The following is a 15,714-nucleotide window of genomic DNA, read 5'->3' on the forward strand; positions in this document are numbered from 1 at the left end:
TTCAGTCCAGCGAGATGTTGGCCTTGGCGGCGAGCACCTTCCAGCGCGCGACTTCGGCCTCGGTGTGCTTGCCCAGCGCGCTGGCCGTGTACTTGTCGGCCGGCAGCATCTGGATGGCCTGCGCGGACAGGCGGTCGGTGAACGCCTTGTCGTTCATCACCTTCAGGTAGGCGGCCTGCATCTTGTCGATGACCGGCTGCGGCGTGCCCTTCGGCGCGTAGATGCCGTACCAGGTAGCGGCCTCGAAGCCTGGCACCACGGTTTCGGCCAGCGTCGGCACGTCCTTGAGCTGGCCCACGCGCGATGCCGAGGTCACCGCCAGCGCACGGACCTTGGCCTCGGTAATCTGCGGCAGCGCCGTGTTGGTCTGGTCGAACATGCCGTCCACCTGGCCGCCAATCACGTCGATCAGCGCCGGACCGGCGCCCTTGTAGGGCACCAGCGACACCTTGATGCCCGCCGCCGACGCAAACATCGCCGCAATCAGGTGGGAGGTGGAGCCCATGCCGGCGTTGCTGATGAACAGCTTGCCCGGGTTCTGCTTGCCATATTCGACGAGCGCCTTCACGTCCTTGGCCGGATGGTCCTTGCGCACCATCAGCACCATCGGCGTGTCCGGGAAGCGGAACACCGGCGCGAAGTCCTTGACCGGGTCGTACGGCAGCTTCTTGTAGAGCGCCGGCGCCGCGCCCATGTAGCCCATATGCCCCACCAGCATGGTGTAGCCGTCCGCCGGCGCGCGGGCCGCCTTGGTGGCACCGACCGTGCCGCCGGCACCGGGCGAGTTGTCGATGATGATCGACTGGCCGACCTCACGCCCCACGCGCTCGGCGATGTTGCGCGCCAGCGCGTCAGTGGGGCCGCCGGCCGCGAACGGCACGATCCACGTGATCGGCTTGGCCGGCCAGTTCTGGGCCTGGGCGGATACGGCGGTGAGCAGGGCGGCGGCGGCGAGCGCGCCGCGCACGAAGGCGGGGAAGCATTGCATGGTTGTCTCCTGAATCAGTCTTATCGTGTGGAAAGCAGTGCGTGGCGCCGGCCGGAGGGCTCAGGCCACTTCGCCGGACAGCGCGATGGCCCGGTCGACCATCTGCGGCGCCAGGCCGAGGTAATTGGCAGGGTCCACCATGTGTGCGATGGCGGCGCGGTCGAAGTGCTCGGTCACGGCCGGCAGCGCCAGCAGGGCCTCGGCCAGCGTGCCGCCCTGCTCGTTGACGGTGCGGCAGGCGTCGTAGACCACGTCGTGCGCCTGCTGGCGGCCGATGTGGGGCGCCATGCGCATCATCACGGCCTCGGCGACGATCAGCCCCCTGGTGATGCCGAGGTTGTGGGCCATGCGCGGCACGTCGACGATCAGCCCGCCCAGCGCGAACTTCGCCTGATGCAGCGCGCCGGCCGTCAGGATGAAACTCTCGGGAATGGCGATCCACTCGGCGTGCCACGGGCCGGTGGCGCGTTCGAAGTCCTGCACCATCGCATCGACCATCAGCCCGGCATGCTGGCGCACCGCCTTCGAGGCGGCGAGCATCAGTTCGCTCGAAATCGGGTTGCGCTTCTGCGGCATGGTGCTGCTGGCGCCCCGGCCCTTGACGAAGGGCTCGTAGACCTCGGCGAACTCGGTGGACGCCATGATCATGATGTCGAGCGCGATCTTGCCCAGCGAGCCGGTGACCAGCGCCAGCAGGTTCACCGCTTCGGCAAAGCCGTCGCGCGCCACGTGCCAGGTGGTGGCGGGCACGCCCAGGCCCAATTCCTCGGCCAGCGCCTGCTGCACGGCGAAGCCCTTGTCGCCCAGCGACGCCAGCGTGCCGGCGGCCCCGGCGAACTCCACCACGGCCACGCGCGGGCGCAATTCGGCCAGACGCTGCTGGTGGCGGTCGAACATCGCCAGCCAGATCGCCACCTTGTAGCCAAAGGTGACCGGCAGGGCCTGCTGCAGGTGGGTGCGGCCGGCCATCGGGGTGTCGCGGTGCCGGGCGGCCAGGTCGGCCAGAATGCCGCGCAGGGCGCGGATATCGGCGTCGATGCTGTCCAGCGCGTCGCGCACCTGGAGGGCCACGGCGGTGTCCATGATGTCCTGCGTGGTGGCGCCCCAGTGGACGTAGCGGCCGGCGTCGCCGCACATTTCCACGAGCTGGTGTACCAGCGGGAGGATCGGATAGCCGACAATGTCGGTTTCCTCGCGCATGTGGTCGAAGTCGATGCGGTCGAGGCGCGCGGCGCTGGCGATGGTCTCGGCGGCATCGGCCGGAATCACGCCGACGCGGGCTTCGGCCCGGGCAAGGGCGATCTCGACGTCGATGTAGCGCTGGACTAGCGCGCCATCGGAGAAGATCTCGCGCATGGCCGCCGTGCCGAAGGCGTCGCGGAACAGCGCGGAGTCGACAACGGTACTGGCGGCGGGAATCGAATAGTTGGGCATGGTGCGACCTTGTGGCATGCTGACGGGATCTCGTATATGTTCGAATATATCCATTATTAAATATGTTCGAACATATTTCGGAAATCGGCGTAAACCCGGGGCGTAAACCCGGGTTCCGTCAGCCCTGCCGCGCCGCACCGATCATGTGATGTAACGGGCCTTTATGAGTAAAACAAACGCAGCGGAGATCACCCGCGAATTGCTGGATGGCATCACCACGGGCCAATTCCCCGTGGGCACGCTGCTGCCGACCGAATTCGCGCTGTGCGAGCAGTTCCAGGCCAGCCGCTACACCATTCGTGCGGTGTTGCAGTCCTTGCAGGACATGGGGCTGGTGTCGCGCCGCAAGAACGTGGGCACCCGTGTGGAGGCCGCGCAGCCCCGGGCCGTGTTCAAGCCCACGCTGGCCTCGGTGGAAGACCTCATGCAGTTCGGCGAGGCGCACCGGCGCGTGGTGCAGTCGGTGGAGACCGTGACGGCGCCGCCGGAAGTGGCGGCCGACCTGGGCGGCACGCCGGACACCCGCTGGCTGCGCATCTCCAGCGTGCGGCTGGACGACGGCGCCCGCGCCGCGCCCATGGCCTGGACCGATATCTATATAGATAGCGCCTACGCGGACATCGGCCCGATCGTGCGCAACACGCCCGACGTGCTGGTCAGCGCCCTGATCGAGTCGCGCCACGGGCGGCCGATTGCCGAGATCGAGCAGGATGTGCGCGCCACCACGCTGGCGGACCCGCGCATCGCCCGCGCGCTGGGGCTGGAGCCGGGCGCGGCGGTGCTGAAGATCGTGCGCCGCTACATCGACGAGGCGGGCGACACCTTCGAGGTGTCGGTGACGATCCATCCGGCGGAAACCTTTTCGGTCACCACGCGCCTGAAACGCACGGCGGGCTGATCCGGCACCTAACATGGACTAGCGCGGCCTTCGCCGCACCTTGTCTTTGAAGGGAAATCAAGGGAGTCCACCGCTTATGGCCACCATCCGCAACGATTCCGGGCCGATACCCATCCGCCCGCGCCACGCCATTGCCGAATTCACCGCCGTGCTGTGGCAATTGCGCTCGATCCTGATTTTCCTCGGCGGGCTGTTCGTCCTGCTGTCGCTGGCGATGTACTACGTCGGCGGCCCGGTCGATGCGGGCAGCCGGTCGCCATCGTCGCTCGGCGGCACCTTGTATTTCTGTGCGATCACGTCGCTGACGATCGGCTTCGGCGACGTCGTCCCAACCACCGCCCTGGGCCGCGTCCTCGCGGTGGCGCTCGGCGCGCTGGGCGTATTGGCGATGGGCGTCATGACCGCGGCGGCCGTGCAAGCGATCCAGGCTGCGGCGAGGCGAACGTTGGGGTGAGGGGCCAAGCCCCGCCGATAGTCAGCGCTCACCTAGCCTGCTAAAGCAGGCGCAGCGTCCTGCGTTGGCGGGTCGCAACACACCCTCCTTCGCCATCCGCGACATGACGGGGTGTCGGTGCTACGGTCTCGCTCCAATTCGGCGTGACGCCGCACCTTCCCTCCCATCATGACGCTCACACGACGTGCCCTGCAGTTGCTGTTTGTTGCAGTCTGGACTTTCCTTGCCATGCACTCGGCAGGCGCGGCGGAAGGTGCCGCGACGCCCGGCGCCGGCGGCCACCCGATGACCGATATCGCGCTGAGCCGCGAAGGCGCGGATCGCCAGTTGGCGGGCAATCCGGCGGTGCGGAAATGGCTGCAGGCTGCAGAGGATGATGCGGAGATCCGCAAGGGGCTCACTGACGAGGAACTGCAACCGAGGTTGAACCGGGTTGCCAGCGAGGGATGCCGCCACTGCGAGATGACGCGGAACCTGACGCGCCTCGATAGTCAGACGCGGATGTCCTACTTGCGGAGCGGCATGCCATTGCTGTGCCGCCGCAATGCTCCAATTGGCGAGGCGGCGTCCATCGACCTGGATGCGGCCTACCGCGTGTTCTATCTCGGCCTTCAGGCCGAAGCCAGAGACGTTTCCCACGCACGATTGACGGCCGAGCGCACGGCGGCGCTGGAGCGCACGTTCGCTGCCAAGACACTCGAGGTTGCCGCCAAGATGCCTGGCGGCGTCCAGAAGCTGATCGATCTGGGTCAGAAGGACATTTCCGACGAGGACGCGGCGTGCTTTGTCGACGCCGTTGTGCGCGCCACGGTCGCCCAGATCGACGAAGCGGATCGCGACGATCTCGTGCTCTACCTGCTCGGCGGCCGGGCGCGCGCCGAACGCCCCAAGACTGCCGCGCTGCCCGCGCCTTTCAAGAGCAGCCGGGATGTCCTCGACGCCGACTTCACCCTCTCCGCCATGCCTCCCGCCCTCCGCAAGCAAATGACTTCGCTCGGCGGCAAGATGCCATTCAAGCAGGTGGAGACGCATTCGCTTCTCTCGATCAAGGCCGGCGAGCGATCGGACTATATCGAGATGAAGTCGGTGTGCACGGTGGTCAAGGCGCCGATCCTCCAGTGCTTCCAGGAGGCAAGCACGATGGATGACATTCCCTATTTGGGCAGCTTCTACCTTGGGGACACCTTCCCATGGACCAAGAAGCAGCAGGATTACGTGCACGGCGCCAAGACCATGGACCCGCCGCAGTACTCCATGCTGAGCGAGCCGGCGCAGCGTCCGGTCACTGTGAAGCCGGACGCCCGGATGACGTTCTCGGTGTCGTCGTGGCGCGGGGAAGCGACCGGCGCGCCGAAGCAGGAAAAGGTGACCTGCCGGACCGGCGGGCGCTACGCGGCAAGCCGGATCCTGCCGACACTCACCGGCATGGCCATCGACATGGCTTGCACGGTGACCGAGAGCGGCGCCGAGACCAGCCGCTACACCTTGTCTTATGTCGAAGACATGCGCATCAGCCTCATTCGCTCCTGGGTCTACCCGGAAGTGACCTACGTGTCGACCTACGAGTCTATCGAGGCGAAGTGATCGCCTGCAGCCGCTCGCGCGCGTAGGCGCGCACCATGGGCGACAGGCGGAAGCGTGGGCCGCCCTCGCTGGTGTCCCCGGCTGCCGCCGATACCAGCGACTGCGCCACCAGTGCTTCCAGCACGTCCGCCGCTGCCGCGCTGTCGATGCCATCCGCGCCGATGGCCGCCTCGGCAGATGCCAGCGTGAACGTCCCGTCCAGCACCGACAGCCGTTGCAGCGCGGTCTGTTCTGGCGCGGACAGCCGGACGTACGACCAATCCAGCGATGCCCGCAGCGAGCGCTGGCGTTCCTGCGGGCTCCGGCGTCGGGCTTCGAGCAGGTTGAAGCGGTCGTCGGCCTGATCGAGCAGGCCGAGCACGCCGAACGCGGCCACGCAGCCGGCGGCCAGTTCGATGGCCAGCGGCAGGCCGTCGAGCCGGCGGCAGAGCGCGGCGACGACCGGGGCGTCGCGGTCGGTCAGCGTGTAGCCGGCCCCGCTGGCCTGCGCGCGGGAGGCGAACAGCTGCACCGCGCCGAAGGTCAGGGCGCGGGCCGCATCGATCTCGCCCTCAGGAGGCAGGTCCAGCGGCGGCAGCCGCAGGCGGTGTTCGGCGGCGGCACCGAGGGGGTGGCGGCTCGTGGCCAGCACCGCCACGCCGGGCGCCTGCGCCAGTTGGGCGAGCAGGGCGGCCACGGCTTCCGGTGCGTAGTCGCAGCCATCCAGCACCACCAGCAGCCGATGGCCGGCCATGGCGTGGCCGAGCGCGTCCATCCGCGCCGCGCCGAACGCGGCGGCGAGACCCTGTGCGGGGTCGGGCAGCGTGCCGAGGTCCAGGAAGCAGATCCCATCGGCATAGTCCCCCGCCAGCCGCTCGGTGGCGGCCAGCGCCACGGTGGTCTTGCCGATGCCGCCGATGCCAACCAGGGTGACCACCCGCCCCGGCTGCACCACCGCCTGCACGCGGGCCACCTCGGTATCGCGCCCGATGATGGCGGTGAGGCGGCGCGGCAGCACGCGCGCGGCTGGTATGACCTGCGCCGCCGGCGCGGCCCCCTCGTCCACGACCTGCACCATGCCGTCGAAGCGGTAGCCCTGACCCGGGACCGTGACGATGCCCGGCCCCTCCGGGCCCAGCACGCGCCGCAGATGGGCGATCTGCACGCGCAGGCTGCTGTCCTCCACCACCATGCGCGGCCACGCCACGGCGGTGAGGGCATCGCGGGAGACCACCTGCCCGGCGTGCTCGACCAGCGCGGCGAGGAGGTCGAAGGCGCGGCTGCCCAGCGTCACCGGCACGCCGTCCGCCACCAGCTCGCGCCGAGCCGGCCGCAGCAGGAAGGTGCCAAAGCGGTACGCGCGCCCGGCCGCGCCGTCAGGGTCGGTCTTTGCCATGGTTGCCTTCGTCATCCGCGCGCCTGCGTGGTGGCTGCGTCGTTTGCGGCAGAGATGGCCTGCGTGCTGGCCGGCGTGCTGGTGTAGTACGCCAGCACGGCCTGCGCGTCCCGATAGTCGCGCGTGCCGCGTCCTTCGGGCATGCGCGCGCAGATCGACGAAAGCAGGTCGGCGGCGCGCACACTGTCACCACCCTGGTCCAGTTCATGACGCACCCGGGCCAGGCTGGTGGCGGCGCGCAGCGCCCAGGCCCTTGCGCCCTGCGCGCGCGCCACGTCCAGCGCTTGCTCGAAGGCCGCGGCGGCGGCCAGGCGGCCCGCTTGCGTGTGCCGATGCGGGTGCGCCTCGGCGGCCACGCGCCGCACTTCGGCCATGCACCAGCCGGACTTGCCCGCCACCGCGCGCGTGATGGCCAGCGGCGTGACGAAGCGCGCGCCGAAGGTGGCGTAGAGATCGGCCTGTTTGCCGCCGGTATGGGTGATCCGCGCTTGCAGGTGGCGGTGCGCGTCGGCGTCCGCGTCCGCGTTTGTGGGGGCTGGCGTGCCGTCGCGCAGCGCGAGCGCGGCGTCGAGCATCTCCACCCAGCCATGCCACGCCACCAGCGCGTGGCGCAACGAGTGCTCGCGCAGCCGGTTGGCGTAATCGGCCAGCGCGGTTTCGTCGCCGCGCCACAGCGCGATGGGGCAGGCCGCGAAGGCCAGCGCCTGGGCCAGTGCCAGCGGCATGTCGGTGAGCGCGTCTTCCACGCACTGGGCGACCAGCGACGCGGCGCTGTCCGCGTAGCCCTCGATCCACAGCGTGCGCGCCTCGACGATGCGCATGCAGACGCGGCGGTCCACCAGCGCGGTGAGGTTGTCCACGGGCCGCACCAGCGGGCTCGGATGCGTGCGCACGTGCCGCGCCAGATGCCGCGCGGTGCCGTGGTCGCCCAGGTAGTGGTGCGCCAGCGCCAGCGTGTGCTCGGCCCACAGGCGGGCCATCGCGTCGCCGTCCTGGTCGGCCAGTGCGCACATGGTCTCGGCGTGGTGGCGCCCGGCGGCGTAGTCGCCAGACGCCAGCGCGATCATGCCGATGCCGGCCAGTGCCTGTTGTTGCGCCCCCGATTGCGCCCCCGATTGCGCCAGCGCGGCGGCGTCGCGCAGCGCGCGCTGGTAGGCGTCCTCGGCACCGGCGGCCACGCCGCGCGTGTGATAGATCAGCGTGCCCAGCGCCACGCGCAGCCGTGTGGTCAGCGTGGGGTCGAGCGGCGCCGCGCCCTCGTCGGCCAGCGCCAGCGCGCGCGCCGTGTAGCCGCAGAATTCGTCGAGTCGGGAGAGGAAGTAGCCCAGCGGCAGCGCGGCGATGATCAGCGTGGCGCCCAGGGCGGCGTCGCCGTCCGGGGAGAGCGCCCAGCCGATGGCGGCGCGCACGTCGTCGATGGCGTTGCCGTAGCGCGCGGCCCATTCGGCCTGCGTCAGCGTCGGCTCGTCGGTCCAGGTGGCGCGCAGCGCATCGCGCCAGTGCAGCGCGTGACGGGCCTGCAGGTCGCGTAGCGCGCCGCCCCGGGCCAGCCGTTCCAGCGCATAGGCGCGCGTGGTGGCCAGCAGGCGGTAGCGCACCACGCCTTCGCTGGCATCCACGCTGACCAGCGATTTGGCGACCATCGCCGCGATGCCGGTTTCCACATCGCCACGGCTGATCTCGGCGTCCACCAGCACCGCGCGCGCCCAGGCCAGCGTGAATTTGCCGGTGAATACGGCCAGCCGCGTGAGCACCACGCGCTCGGTGGGCGGCAGCACGTCGTAGCTCCAGTCCAGCAGCGCGCGCAGGGTGCGGTGGCGCGGCTGCACGATGTCGCTGTTGTCCGCCGACATCTGGAAGCGGTCGTCCAGCAGCCGGCGCAGATGGGCCACGCCGAAGGTTTCCACGTGTGCGGCGGCCAGCTCGATGGCCAGCGGCATGCCGTCGAGGCTGGCGCAGAGCATGACCACGCCGGGCGCATCGGCGTCCGGCAGCTGGAAGGTGTCGGCGCTGTGGATGGCGCGCTCCACGAACAACTGCACGGCCGGGTAGTGCATCGCCTCCGCCGCGCTGATTTCGTTGCGGGGGGAGGGCAGGGCGAGCGGCGGCACGCGCTGGACCCATTCGCCCTCGCATTGCAGCGGCTCGCGGCTGGTGACGAGCAGGTGGACGTCCGGCGCCCCCTGCAGCAGCGCCAGCACCAGCAGGGCCACGGCGTCGATCACGTGCTCGCAGCTGTCCAGCACGATCAGCATGCGCCGGTGCCGCAGCGCATCCACCAGCGCCGCGCGCGCGGTGGGGCCGGCCGTCATGCCGAGCGTGGCGGCCAGCGCGGCGTCCACCAGTCCCGGGTCGGCCACGCGGCCCAGATCCACGAAGCGCACGCCGTCCGCATAGGCCGGCAGCAGCCGCTCGGCCATGGCCAGCGCGATGGTGGTCTTGCCCATGCCGCCCGCGCCGCACAGCGTAAGCAGGCGCCGCTGCGGCAGGCTCTGGGCGAGCGCGGCGATCAGGGTTTCCCGGCCGATCACGCGGGTCACGCGGGCCGGGAGGTAGGCGTCATGGGCATCGTGGGCGGGCGCGGCGGGGAAGGTGCCGGGGGCACCCTGGGTGGTGGCGCGCGCCACCGGCGCGACGAAGCAGTAGCCGCGTCCGGCCACGCTGGCGATGTAGCGCGTGCCGCCCTGGCCGTCGCCCAGCACCTTGCGCAGCGCGCCCATGTGCACGCGCAGCGTGGCTTCCTCCGCATCGCCGTCAGGCCAGGCATAGGCGATCAGCTCGGCCTTGCCCACCACCTCGCCGGCCCGCTCGACCAGCGCGGCCAGGATGCTGCGCGCACGCGCGCCCAACCGCACGGGGCGGCCGGACTCCAGCAAAAGGCGCTGCGCGATATGCAGCGTGAACGAACCAAAGGCGACCGGTAGGTCGGCCCTGGCGGCAGGGGCGCGGCTAGTCAAGATGAGTTCCTCGCCGGCGGGGGCGAGCCGGACGAAGCGCTATTTTGAATGCCCTCGGCGCGATGAGCAAATCCACCGCACGGTGGAGAGCCAAAAAAAAATCGCCCGGCACGTCCTTGCGGGCGTGCCGGGCGGCGCTGACGATGCGCGTGAGGCGTGTCACATTCCGTGACGGCCGCACGCCCGCGCGAGCGCGGCGGTGTTACTCGGTGTTACTTCTTGGCGCCGTCGGTGTACGGATCGGGCTTGCCGGTCTTGGCGCCGTCCAGGTACGGGTCAGGCTTGCCGCTCTTGGCACCCGAGGTGTACGGGTCCGGCTTGCTCGGTGCGAGGTCGGTCTTGGTCGACGACTTCGCGCCGTCCGTGTACGGATCGAACTTGCCCGACTTGGCACCGTCGGTGTACGGATCGGCCTTGCCGACCTTGGCGCCTTGCGTGTACGGGTCCACGGGCTTCTGTTGGGCGTGGGCCAGCGGCATCGCGACAACGGCAGCGGCGGCGATCAGGCTGGAGATAAGGGTCTTGCTCATAGTGGGCCTCGCGGGATGGGGCGCGATTCAGGTACCTGCCTCGACTGCGCCCTCAACAGCTTCATAAGCCATCGGGCAGGTGGCGCGATGTGTCTCTACCAGCATACTGACATTTCAGTATATGCATCAACCGTGCCGATAGAGATATGCGTAAAACGTCGCATCAAGGCCGTGCGTTGCAGAAAAGACCGTGTAAAGCCGGGGCATCTCACCGGCCCCGATGACGGTTTTCAGCCACTTTTGCCCTTGCGGGGCGTCTCGCGCACGGCCACGGCCGGTACGTCGACGATGTCACCCCCGGACGTCGCCACGGCGGCGATATCGGGCATCACGGGCATGGCCGGCAGCAGCGTCGGCAGGCCGAACATGCCGAACATGCGGCCCCAGCTGTCGAGCCACGTGCGCTGCATGGCCGCGCCCTGCTCCAGCATGGCGGTGGCGTAGTGCATCGGGATCGAAAGGAAGGGCATCTGGTTGGACCACTGCCGCGCGTACAGTTCCTCGGGGTCTTGCGGCATGAAGCAGGAGGCCCAGTCGAACTGGGCTTCGTCCATCCAGGACTTCGCGAAATCGGAGTTCAGGCCCATCATCTTGCGCCAGTTCTCGATCATCTTGTCGTCCAGCGCATAGGCGCCCTGGAATGAAAAAGCGGGGAAAGGCCACAGCGTCGGTGGAAAGCTGTTCATGGTGGAAAGCTCCGGTGGATACCTTGGGTGGAAGGTGAGTCCTGCGCAGGGGTTACCTACATGCTCATCCAGTATCGTCGCGCGGTCAACCGGCATATGGCTGACTTCCGTCAAGTTTGGTGATCCTGGCCCGCTTTGTCTGCCCAAGTGGCCCGGCACAGGCACAATACCGGCTCCGCGTGACAGATCTGGGATGAAGACGATGGAATTGCGCCAATTGCGCTACTTCGTGCATGTGGTGGAGTTGGGCAGCATGGGGCAGGCGGCCCAGCGGCTGGGCGTGGTCACGTCCGCGCTGAGCCAGCAGATCAGCCGGCTCGAGAGCGAGCTGTCCACGCGGCTGCTCCAGCGCACCTCCACCGGCGTGGTGCCGACCGACGCCGGGCTCGCCTTCTGGCGCCAGGCCCAGCTGGCGCTGCGCCACGCCGATGACGCCGCCCGCGCCGCGCGCACCGCGCGGCTCTCCGGCCATGTCAGCGTGGGCATGGCGCCGAGCACGCTCTCCGTCATGGGCCCGCCGTTCATGCTGGCCATGCGCGAGCGCTACCCGGATATCCGCCTGCATCTGGTGGAAAGCCTCTCCGGCAACCTCGCCACGATGATCGGCGCGCGCCAGCTCGACCTCGCCGTGCTGTTCCAGCTCGAACCCGGCCAGCGCTGGAGCGTGGTGCCGCTGCTGGAGGAGCGGCTGTTCGTGATCGCCCGGCCAGACCAGCCGGGCTTGCCGACCACCGATCCGGTGCATCTGGAGGCACTTGACGGCCTGCCGCTGATCCTGCCCAGCAACGCCCATGGGCTGCGCGCGGTGCTGAACGCGGCCTTCGCGCGTAGCGAGCGCGCCCTCAACGTGGTGGCCGAGATCGACGGCCTGGCCGTGCTGATGGATGCCGTGCGCGCCGGCCTTGGCGCGACCATCCAGCCCGGCGCGGCCGTGGCGCGGCATCTGGGCGAGCCGGGCGAACCGTTGGTGCTGATCGAGATTGCCGATGCGGGCGTGCGCCGGCCCAACCTGCTGGTCAGCCTGTCCGACGACGAACTGTCCCCGGCCGGCCTGGCCGCCCGCAGCGTGCTGGACAGCGTGGCGCGCGGGCTGGTGACGGCGGGCCGCTGGCCCGGGGCGACCCTTCACAAATCCTGAAGACCTCTCGCCGGTGCGGGGCTGGTTGTGATGCGGACGTCTCAGTACAGTGGGGCGATTACACATCCAGAAGATCCCCCCGGAGACCCGCATGACCATCCGCATGCCGCGCCGTGCCGTGCTCAAGGCCTGCCTTGGCGCCGCCGCCACCCTTGCTGCCATCCCCGCCGTTCCCGCCTTCGCCGCCGATAGCTGGCCGTCCAAGCCGATCACGCTGGTCGTGCCGTTCGCCTCGGGCGGCACCACCGACATCATCGGCCGGGCCGTGGGCCAGAAGCTGGGCGAGGCGCTGGGCCAGCCGATGGTGGTGGACAACCGCCCCGGCGCGGGCGGCACCATTGGCGGGTCCATCGTGGCGCGCGCCAATCCGGACGGCTACACCTTCCTGCTGGCCACCGTGGCGCACACCATGGCGCCCGGCATCTACAAGACCCTGCCGTACGACTTCCAGAAAGACCTGGAGCCCATCGGCATGGTGGCGTTGACGCCGAACGTGCTGCTGGTCAATCCGTCGATTCCGGCCAAGACCGTGCCGGAGCTGATCGCCTATATCAAGGCACATCCGGGCAAGGTGAACTACGGCTCGGCGGGCATCGGCAGCACCGAGCACCTCTCGGGCGAGCTGTTCCGCGCGGCCACCGGCACCGACATCGCCCACGTGCCGTACAAAGGCGGCGCGCCGATGATGACGGACCTGATCGCCGGCCAGATCCAGATGGCCATCGAGACCAGCCCGTCGGCCAATCCGCATGTGAAGAGCGGCAAGGTGAAGGCGCTGGCGGTGACCACGGCCAAGCGCTCGGCGGCCTATCCGGGCGTGCCGACCGTGGCGGAAAGCGGCGTGCCGGGCTACGAGGTGACCACGTGGTACGCGCTGATGGCGCCGCACGGCACCCCCGAGGCCGTGCGCCAGCGCATGAGCACCGAGTTGGCCAAGGTGCTCAAGCAGCCGGACGTGCAGAAGCGCTTCGAGGAACAGGGCGTGACCGCCGGCGACATGACGCCGCCGCAACTGGCCGGCTTCATCAAGACCGAGACCGTCAAGTGGACCAAGGTGGCCAAGGACTCGGGGGCCAAGGCGGAGTAAGCGCCCAACGCGCCTAGATCGACCGCCGGATCTCCGCCACGCCGAACGCGGCCAGCGCGAGGCCGGTGACCCGGTCGATCCACTGCCGCACGCGCTGGCCCAGCGCGTGGCGGGCGCCGGTGACCATCGCCACCAGCACGCACCACCAGGCAATCGACCCGCAGAACACACCGAGCACCGTGGTCAGCGCGATGGGGGTCGAGAACGGCCCGCGCGGCGCCAGTGTGGCGAACAGCGCGGCGAACATGATGATGGTCTGCGGGTTGGTCAGCGTCAGCAGCAGGGCGCTGGCGAAGGCCCGGCGCCGCGAGCCGTTGCCGCGCAGCGTGGCCACGGCCTCGGTCGGGGTGTGGAAGAACGTGCGCAGGCCCAGGTAGACCAGGAACAGCCCGGCCGCCAGATGCAGCGGCTTGTCATAGGCCAGCATGAACTGCGAAATGCCGACCAGCCCCAGCGCCGCCACCATCCCGTAGACCGCATCGCCACAGGCAATGCCGAGCCCGATCGCCAGCCCGGCGCGGGGCCCCTCGGCCAGCGTGCGGCGAATGCAGAGCATGCCCATCGGGCCGACCGGGGCGGCCACCGCCAGGCCAACGCCGGCAGCGGTCAGGAACAGGGTGGGCAGGGACATCGGGCCTCCTTTTTTTATCGATGTATTCGGGGTGGGTGGGTTTGCCGGTGATTCGTGTCAGGCCGGCGCTGGCGCCGCCGGCGCGGCGTTCTTGCTCAGGAACTGGGCCAGTTCCGCGGCCGGCAGGGGCCGCCCGAACAGCCAGCCCTGCCCGTAGTCCACGCCCTGCTCGCGCAGGTAGTCGGCCTGCGCGCTGTCCTCGATGCCTTCGGCCACCACCTCCAGCCCCAGCGAGCGCGCCATGGCGATGATATGCGGCGCCACGGTGCTGGTGGCCGCCTCCTGCCCCATCGTATCCACGAACGACTTGTCGATCTTGAGCGCATCCACCTTGAAGCTCTCCAGGTAGGAGAGGCTCGAGTACCCCGTGCCGAAGTCGTCGATATAGACCGGATGGCCGGCATCCCGGAAGGCCTGGATGGTGTCGCGCGCCACGTCCGGCTCCAGGAAGCCGCGTTCGGTGGCCTCGATGCGGATCTGCGCCGGCGCGATGCCGGAGTCCCGCAGCCGCGCGTTGAGCACGGTCAGGAAGCGTCGGCTCTTCAGGTCCTCCGCGCCCACGTTGATCGAGACATAGAACGACGGATGCCGCCGCAGCAGCGTGCCCAGCTCGGTCAGCACGATCTCCAGCACCTGATCGGTGATCTGCTGGATCAGCCCGGCGTTCTCGGCCATCGGGATAAACAGGTTGGGGCGCACCAGCCGGCCATTGCGCCGCCAGCGCACGAGCGCTTCCACGCCCACGCAGCGGTTGTCGGAGAGCGCGACGATGGGCTGGTAGTGCACCGCCATCTCGTGGCGCCGTACCGCGCCGCGCAGCTCGCCCTCCAGGCTGAAGCGCCGCGTGGCGCGCCGCCAGACCAGGATGCCCAATGGCACCCCGGCGGCCAGCCCGACGATCAGCCCGCCCACCAGCAGCGCGCGCCAGTTGGTCAGCAGGGCCGCGCGCGGGGCCAGTACCACCACCGCGAAGGGCATGTTGCGTGACTTGCGCAGCACCACGGCGGCATCGTCCTCATGCCGGGCGGCGCCGCCGGGGCCATAGGCATGGTCGGCGTAGGCGCGCTGCAAGCGGGCGAGATTGGCGCCCTGCGTGGTGGCGAAGATGCGGCCGGCGTCGGTATGCACCACGGCCAGCATGCGCGTGTCGCGGTCCACCACATCGACGAATACCTGCGGATCGATCGACACGTGGTTGCCGTTGCGGCCCATCAGGATGGTCCGGCGCGGCGCGCTGAAGGGGTTGGCGAGGTCGAACCAGAAGTCGTAGCCATCGGGCGTGCGCCAGTCGGGCGGTGGCAGCGGCAGGGTGCGCGCCTGCACCGGGCCCAGCAGCGCCGAGCACAGGCGCCGGCCCCGGCCATAGACGCCGGCGTCCTGGAGGAAGCGATAGCTGTAGGTGATGCGCCGGAGTTCGACGAGATTCGACGGGGAGCAGGGCTCGTCGCGGAGCTGCTCCATGTCCTGGATGGCGCTGATGGCCTGGGTCATGACCGCCTCGCCGCGCCGCAGCGCCGCGTCGGCGAACACCGCGAGTTGGTCGGCTTCGCGCCGATTGGCCTCCAGCTGCGCCATGAACACGCCGATTCCCACCGGGAACAGCGTGGCCAGGGTGGCCAGGGCAATCGTCAACGCGAGAAACCAGCTGCGCTGCATCGGAGAACATCCCCTCCTGGAGAACCGCGCTGAACGCGGCGCTCCCAAGGATGCGCCGCCCCCCATGATGTGCCGGATCGTCAACGCCCGGCTGATCGGCAGGCCATCGGCCCGCCCCTGGGGAGCATAACTAACAATTACGGGTCATGTCTGGCCATTGCCGTGGATTTTGCATTTTTTCCATGGCAGGCATTGATGGAGACCTTGGGCCTCGGGCGGACAGCGGACAGCGGCCGGGCTACAGCCGCACGCCGGGGATCAGCGCGGCGGCGCGGGCGCTGCCGGCAGCCGGGGCG

At 69.5% G+C, this 15,714-nt stretch carries 13 protein-coding genes; 5 read left to right on the plus strand and 8 right to left on the minus strand.

The window, feature by feature from the left end:
- Position 1: 1 nt before the first annotated feature.
- Positions 2 to 988, minus strand: coding sequence for a tripartite tricarboxylate transporter substrate binding protein BugD (locus KHO18_RS23590; protein WP_144203030.1), 987 nt, complete (start codon positions 986 to 988; stop codon positions 2 to 4).
- Between the two features lie 60 nt (positions 989 to 1,048).
- Positions 1,049 to 2,422 (minus strand): 3-carboxy-cis,cis-muconate cycloisomerase, encoded by a 1,374-nt coding sequence (gene pcaB / locus KHO18_RS23595; protein WP_211943989.1) that lies wholly within the window; start codon positions 2,420 to 2,422, stop codon positions 1,049 to 1,051.
- A 163-nt stretch (positions 2,423 to 2,585) separates the two neighbouring features.
- Here pcaB and KHO18_RS23600 point away from each other — a divergent pair, with 163 nt between their 5' ends.
- The 3 genes from KHO18_RS23600 to KHO18_RS23610 all read left to right on the plus strand — a co-directional run bounded on the left by KHO18_RS23600 (position 2,586) and on the right by KHO18_RS23610 (position 5,358).
- Positions 2,586 to 3,320, plus strand: a complete 735-nt coding sequence (locus tag KHO18_RS23600; RefSeq protein WP_144203028.1) for a GntR family transcriptional regulator — start codon at positions 2,586 to 2,588, stop codon at positions 3,318 to 3,320.
- A gap of 76 nt (positions 3,321 to 3,396) precedes the next feature.
- Positions 3,397 to 3,774 (plus strand): potassium channel family protein, encoded by a 378-nt coding sequence (locus tag KHO18_RS23605; RefSeq protein WP_211943983.1) that lies wholly within the window; start codon positions 3,397 to 3,399, stop codon positions 3,772 to 3,774.
- 168 nt (positions 3,775 to 3,942) lie between these two features.
- Positions 3,943 to 5,358, plus strand: a complete 1,416-nt coding sequence (locus KHO18_RS23610) for a hypothetical protein (protein WP_211943984.1) — start codon at positions 3,943 to 3,945, stop codon at positions 5,356 to 5,358.
- Here KHO18_RS23610 and KHO18_RS23615 read toward each other — a convergent pair.
- The 4 genes from KHO18_RS23615 to KHO18_RS23630 form a co-directional block, all read right to left on the minus strand.
- Positions 5,342 to 6,733: an ATP-binding protein gene (locus KHO18_RS23615; protein WP_211943985.1), complete on the minus strand. Its 1,392-nt coding sequence runs from the start codon at positions 6,731 to 6,733 to the stop codon at positions 5,342 to 5,344. The genes KHO18_RS23610 and KHO18_RS23615 overlap by 17 nt on opposite strands.
- Before the next feature lie 11 nt (positions 6,734 to 6,744).
- On the minus strand, positions 6,745 to 9,690 hold the full coding sequence (locus KHO18_RS23620) for an ATP-binding protein (protein ID WP_211943986.1): 2,946 nt from the start codon (positions 9,688 to 9,690) through the stop codon (positions 6,745 to 6,747).
- Between the two features lie 212 nt (positions 9,691 to 9,902).
- On the minus strand, positions 9,903 to 10,220 hold the full coding sequence (locus tag KHO18_RS23625) for a hypothetical protein (RefSeq protein WP_144203014.1): 318 nt from the start codon (positions 10,218 to 10,220) through the stop codon (positions 9,903 to 9,905).
- 230 nt (positions 10,221 to 10,450) lie between these two features.
- Entirely contained in the window at positions 10,451 to 10,906 is a 456-nt protein-coding gene (locus KHO18_RS23630; RefSeq protein WP_144203012.1) for a polyhydroxyalkanoate granule-associated phasin, read from the minus strand.
- A 202-nt stretch (positions 10,907 to 11,108) separates the two neighbouring features.
- Here KHO18_RS23630 and KHO18_RS23635 point away from each other — a divergent pair, with 202 nt between their 5' ends.
- Together KHO18_RS23635 and KHO18_RS23640 are read left to right on the plus strand one after the other, a co-directional pair.
- Positions 11,109 to 12,044 (plus strand): LysR family transcriptional regulator, encoded by a 936-nt coding sequence (locus KHO18_RS23635; protein WP_144203009.1) that lies wholly within the window; start codon positions 11,109 to 11,111, stop codon positions 12,042 to 12,044.
- 91 nt (positions 12,045 to 12,135) lie between these two features.
- Complete coding sequence (locus tag KHO18_RS23640; protein WP_144203006.1) at positions 12,136 to 13,131, plus strand: Bug family tripartite tricarboxylate transporter substrate binding protein; 996 nt, start codon at positions 12,136 to 12,138, stop codon at positions 13,129 to 13,131.
- 13 nt (positions 13,132 to 13,144) lie between these two features.
- Here KHO18_RS23640 and KHO18_RS23645 read toward each other — a convergent pair whose 3' ends face one another.
- Both KHO18_RS23645 and KHO18_RS23650 read right to left on the minus strand, forming a co-directional pair.
- Entirely contained in the window at positions 13,145 to 13,762 is a 618-nt protein-coding gene (locus KHO18_RS23645; RefSeq protein ID WP_211943987.1) for a LysE family translocator, read from the minus strand.
- 57 nt (positions 13,763 to 13,819) lie between these two features.
- Positions 13,820 to 15,418, minus strand: coding sequence for an EAL domain-containing protein (locus KHO18_RS23650; protein WP_144203001.1), 1,599 nt, complete (start codon positions 15,416 to 15,418; stop codon positions 13,820 to 13,822).
- Between the last annotated feature and the right edge of the window lie 296 nt (positions 15,419 to 15,714).

Origin of the sequence: Cupriavidus campinensis (assembly GCF_905397395.1) — a bacterium.
In the GTDB taxonomy this organism is placed as follows: Bacteria; Pseudomonadota; Gammaproteobacteria; order Burkholderiales; family Burkholderiaceae; genus Cupriavidus; species Cupriavidus campinensis.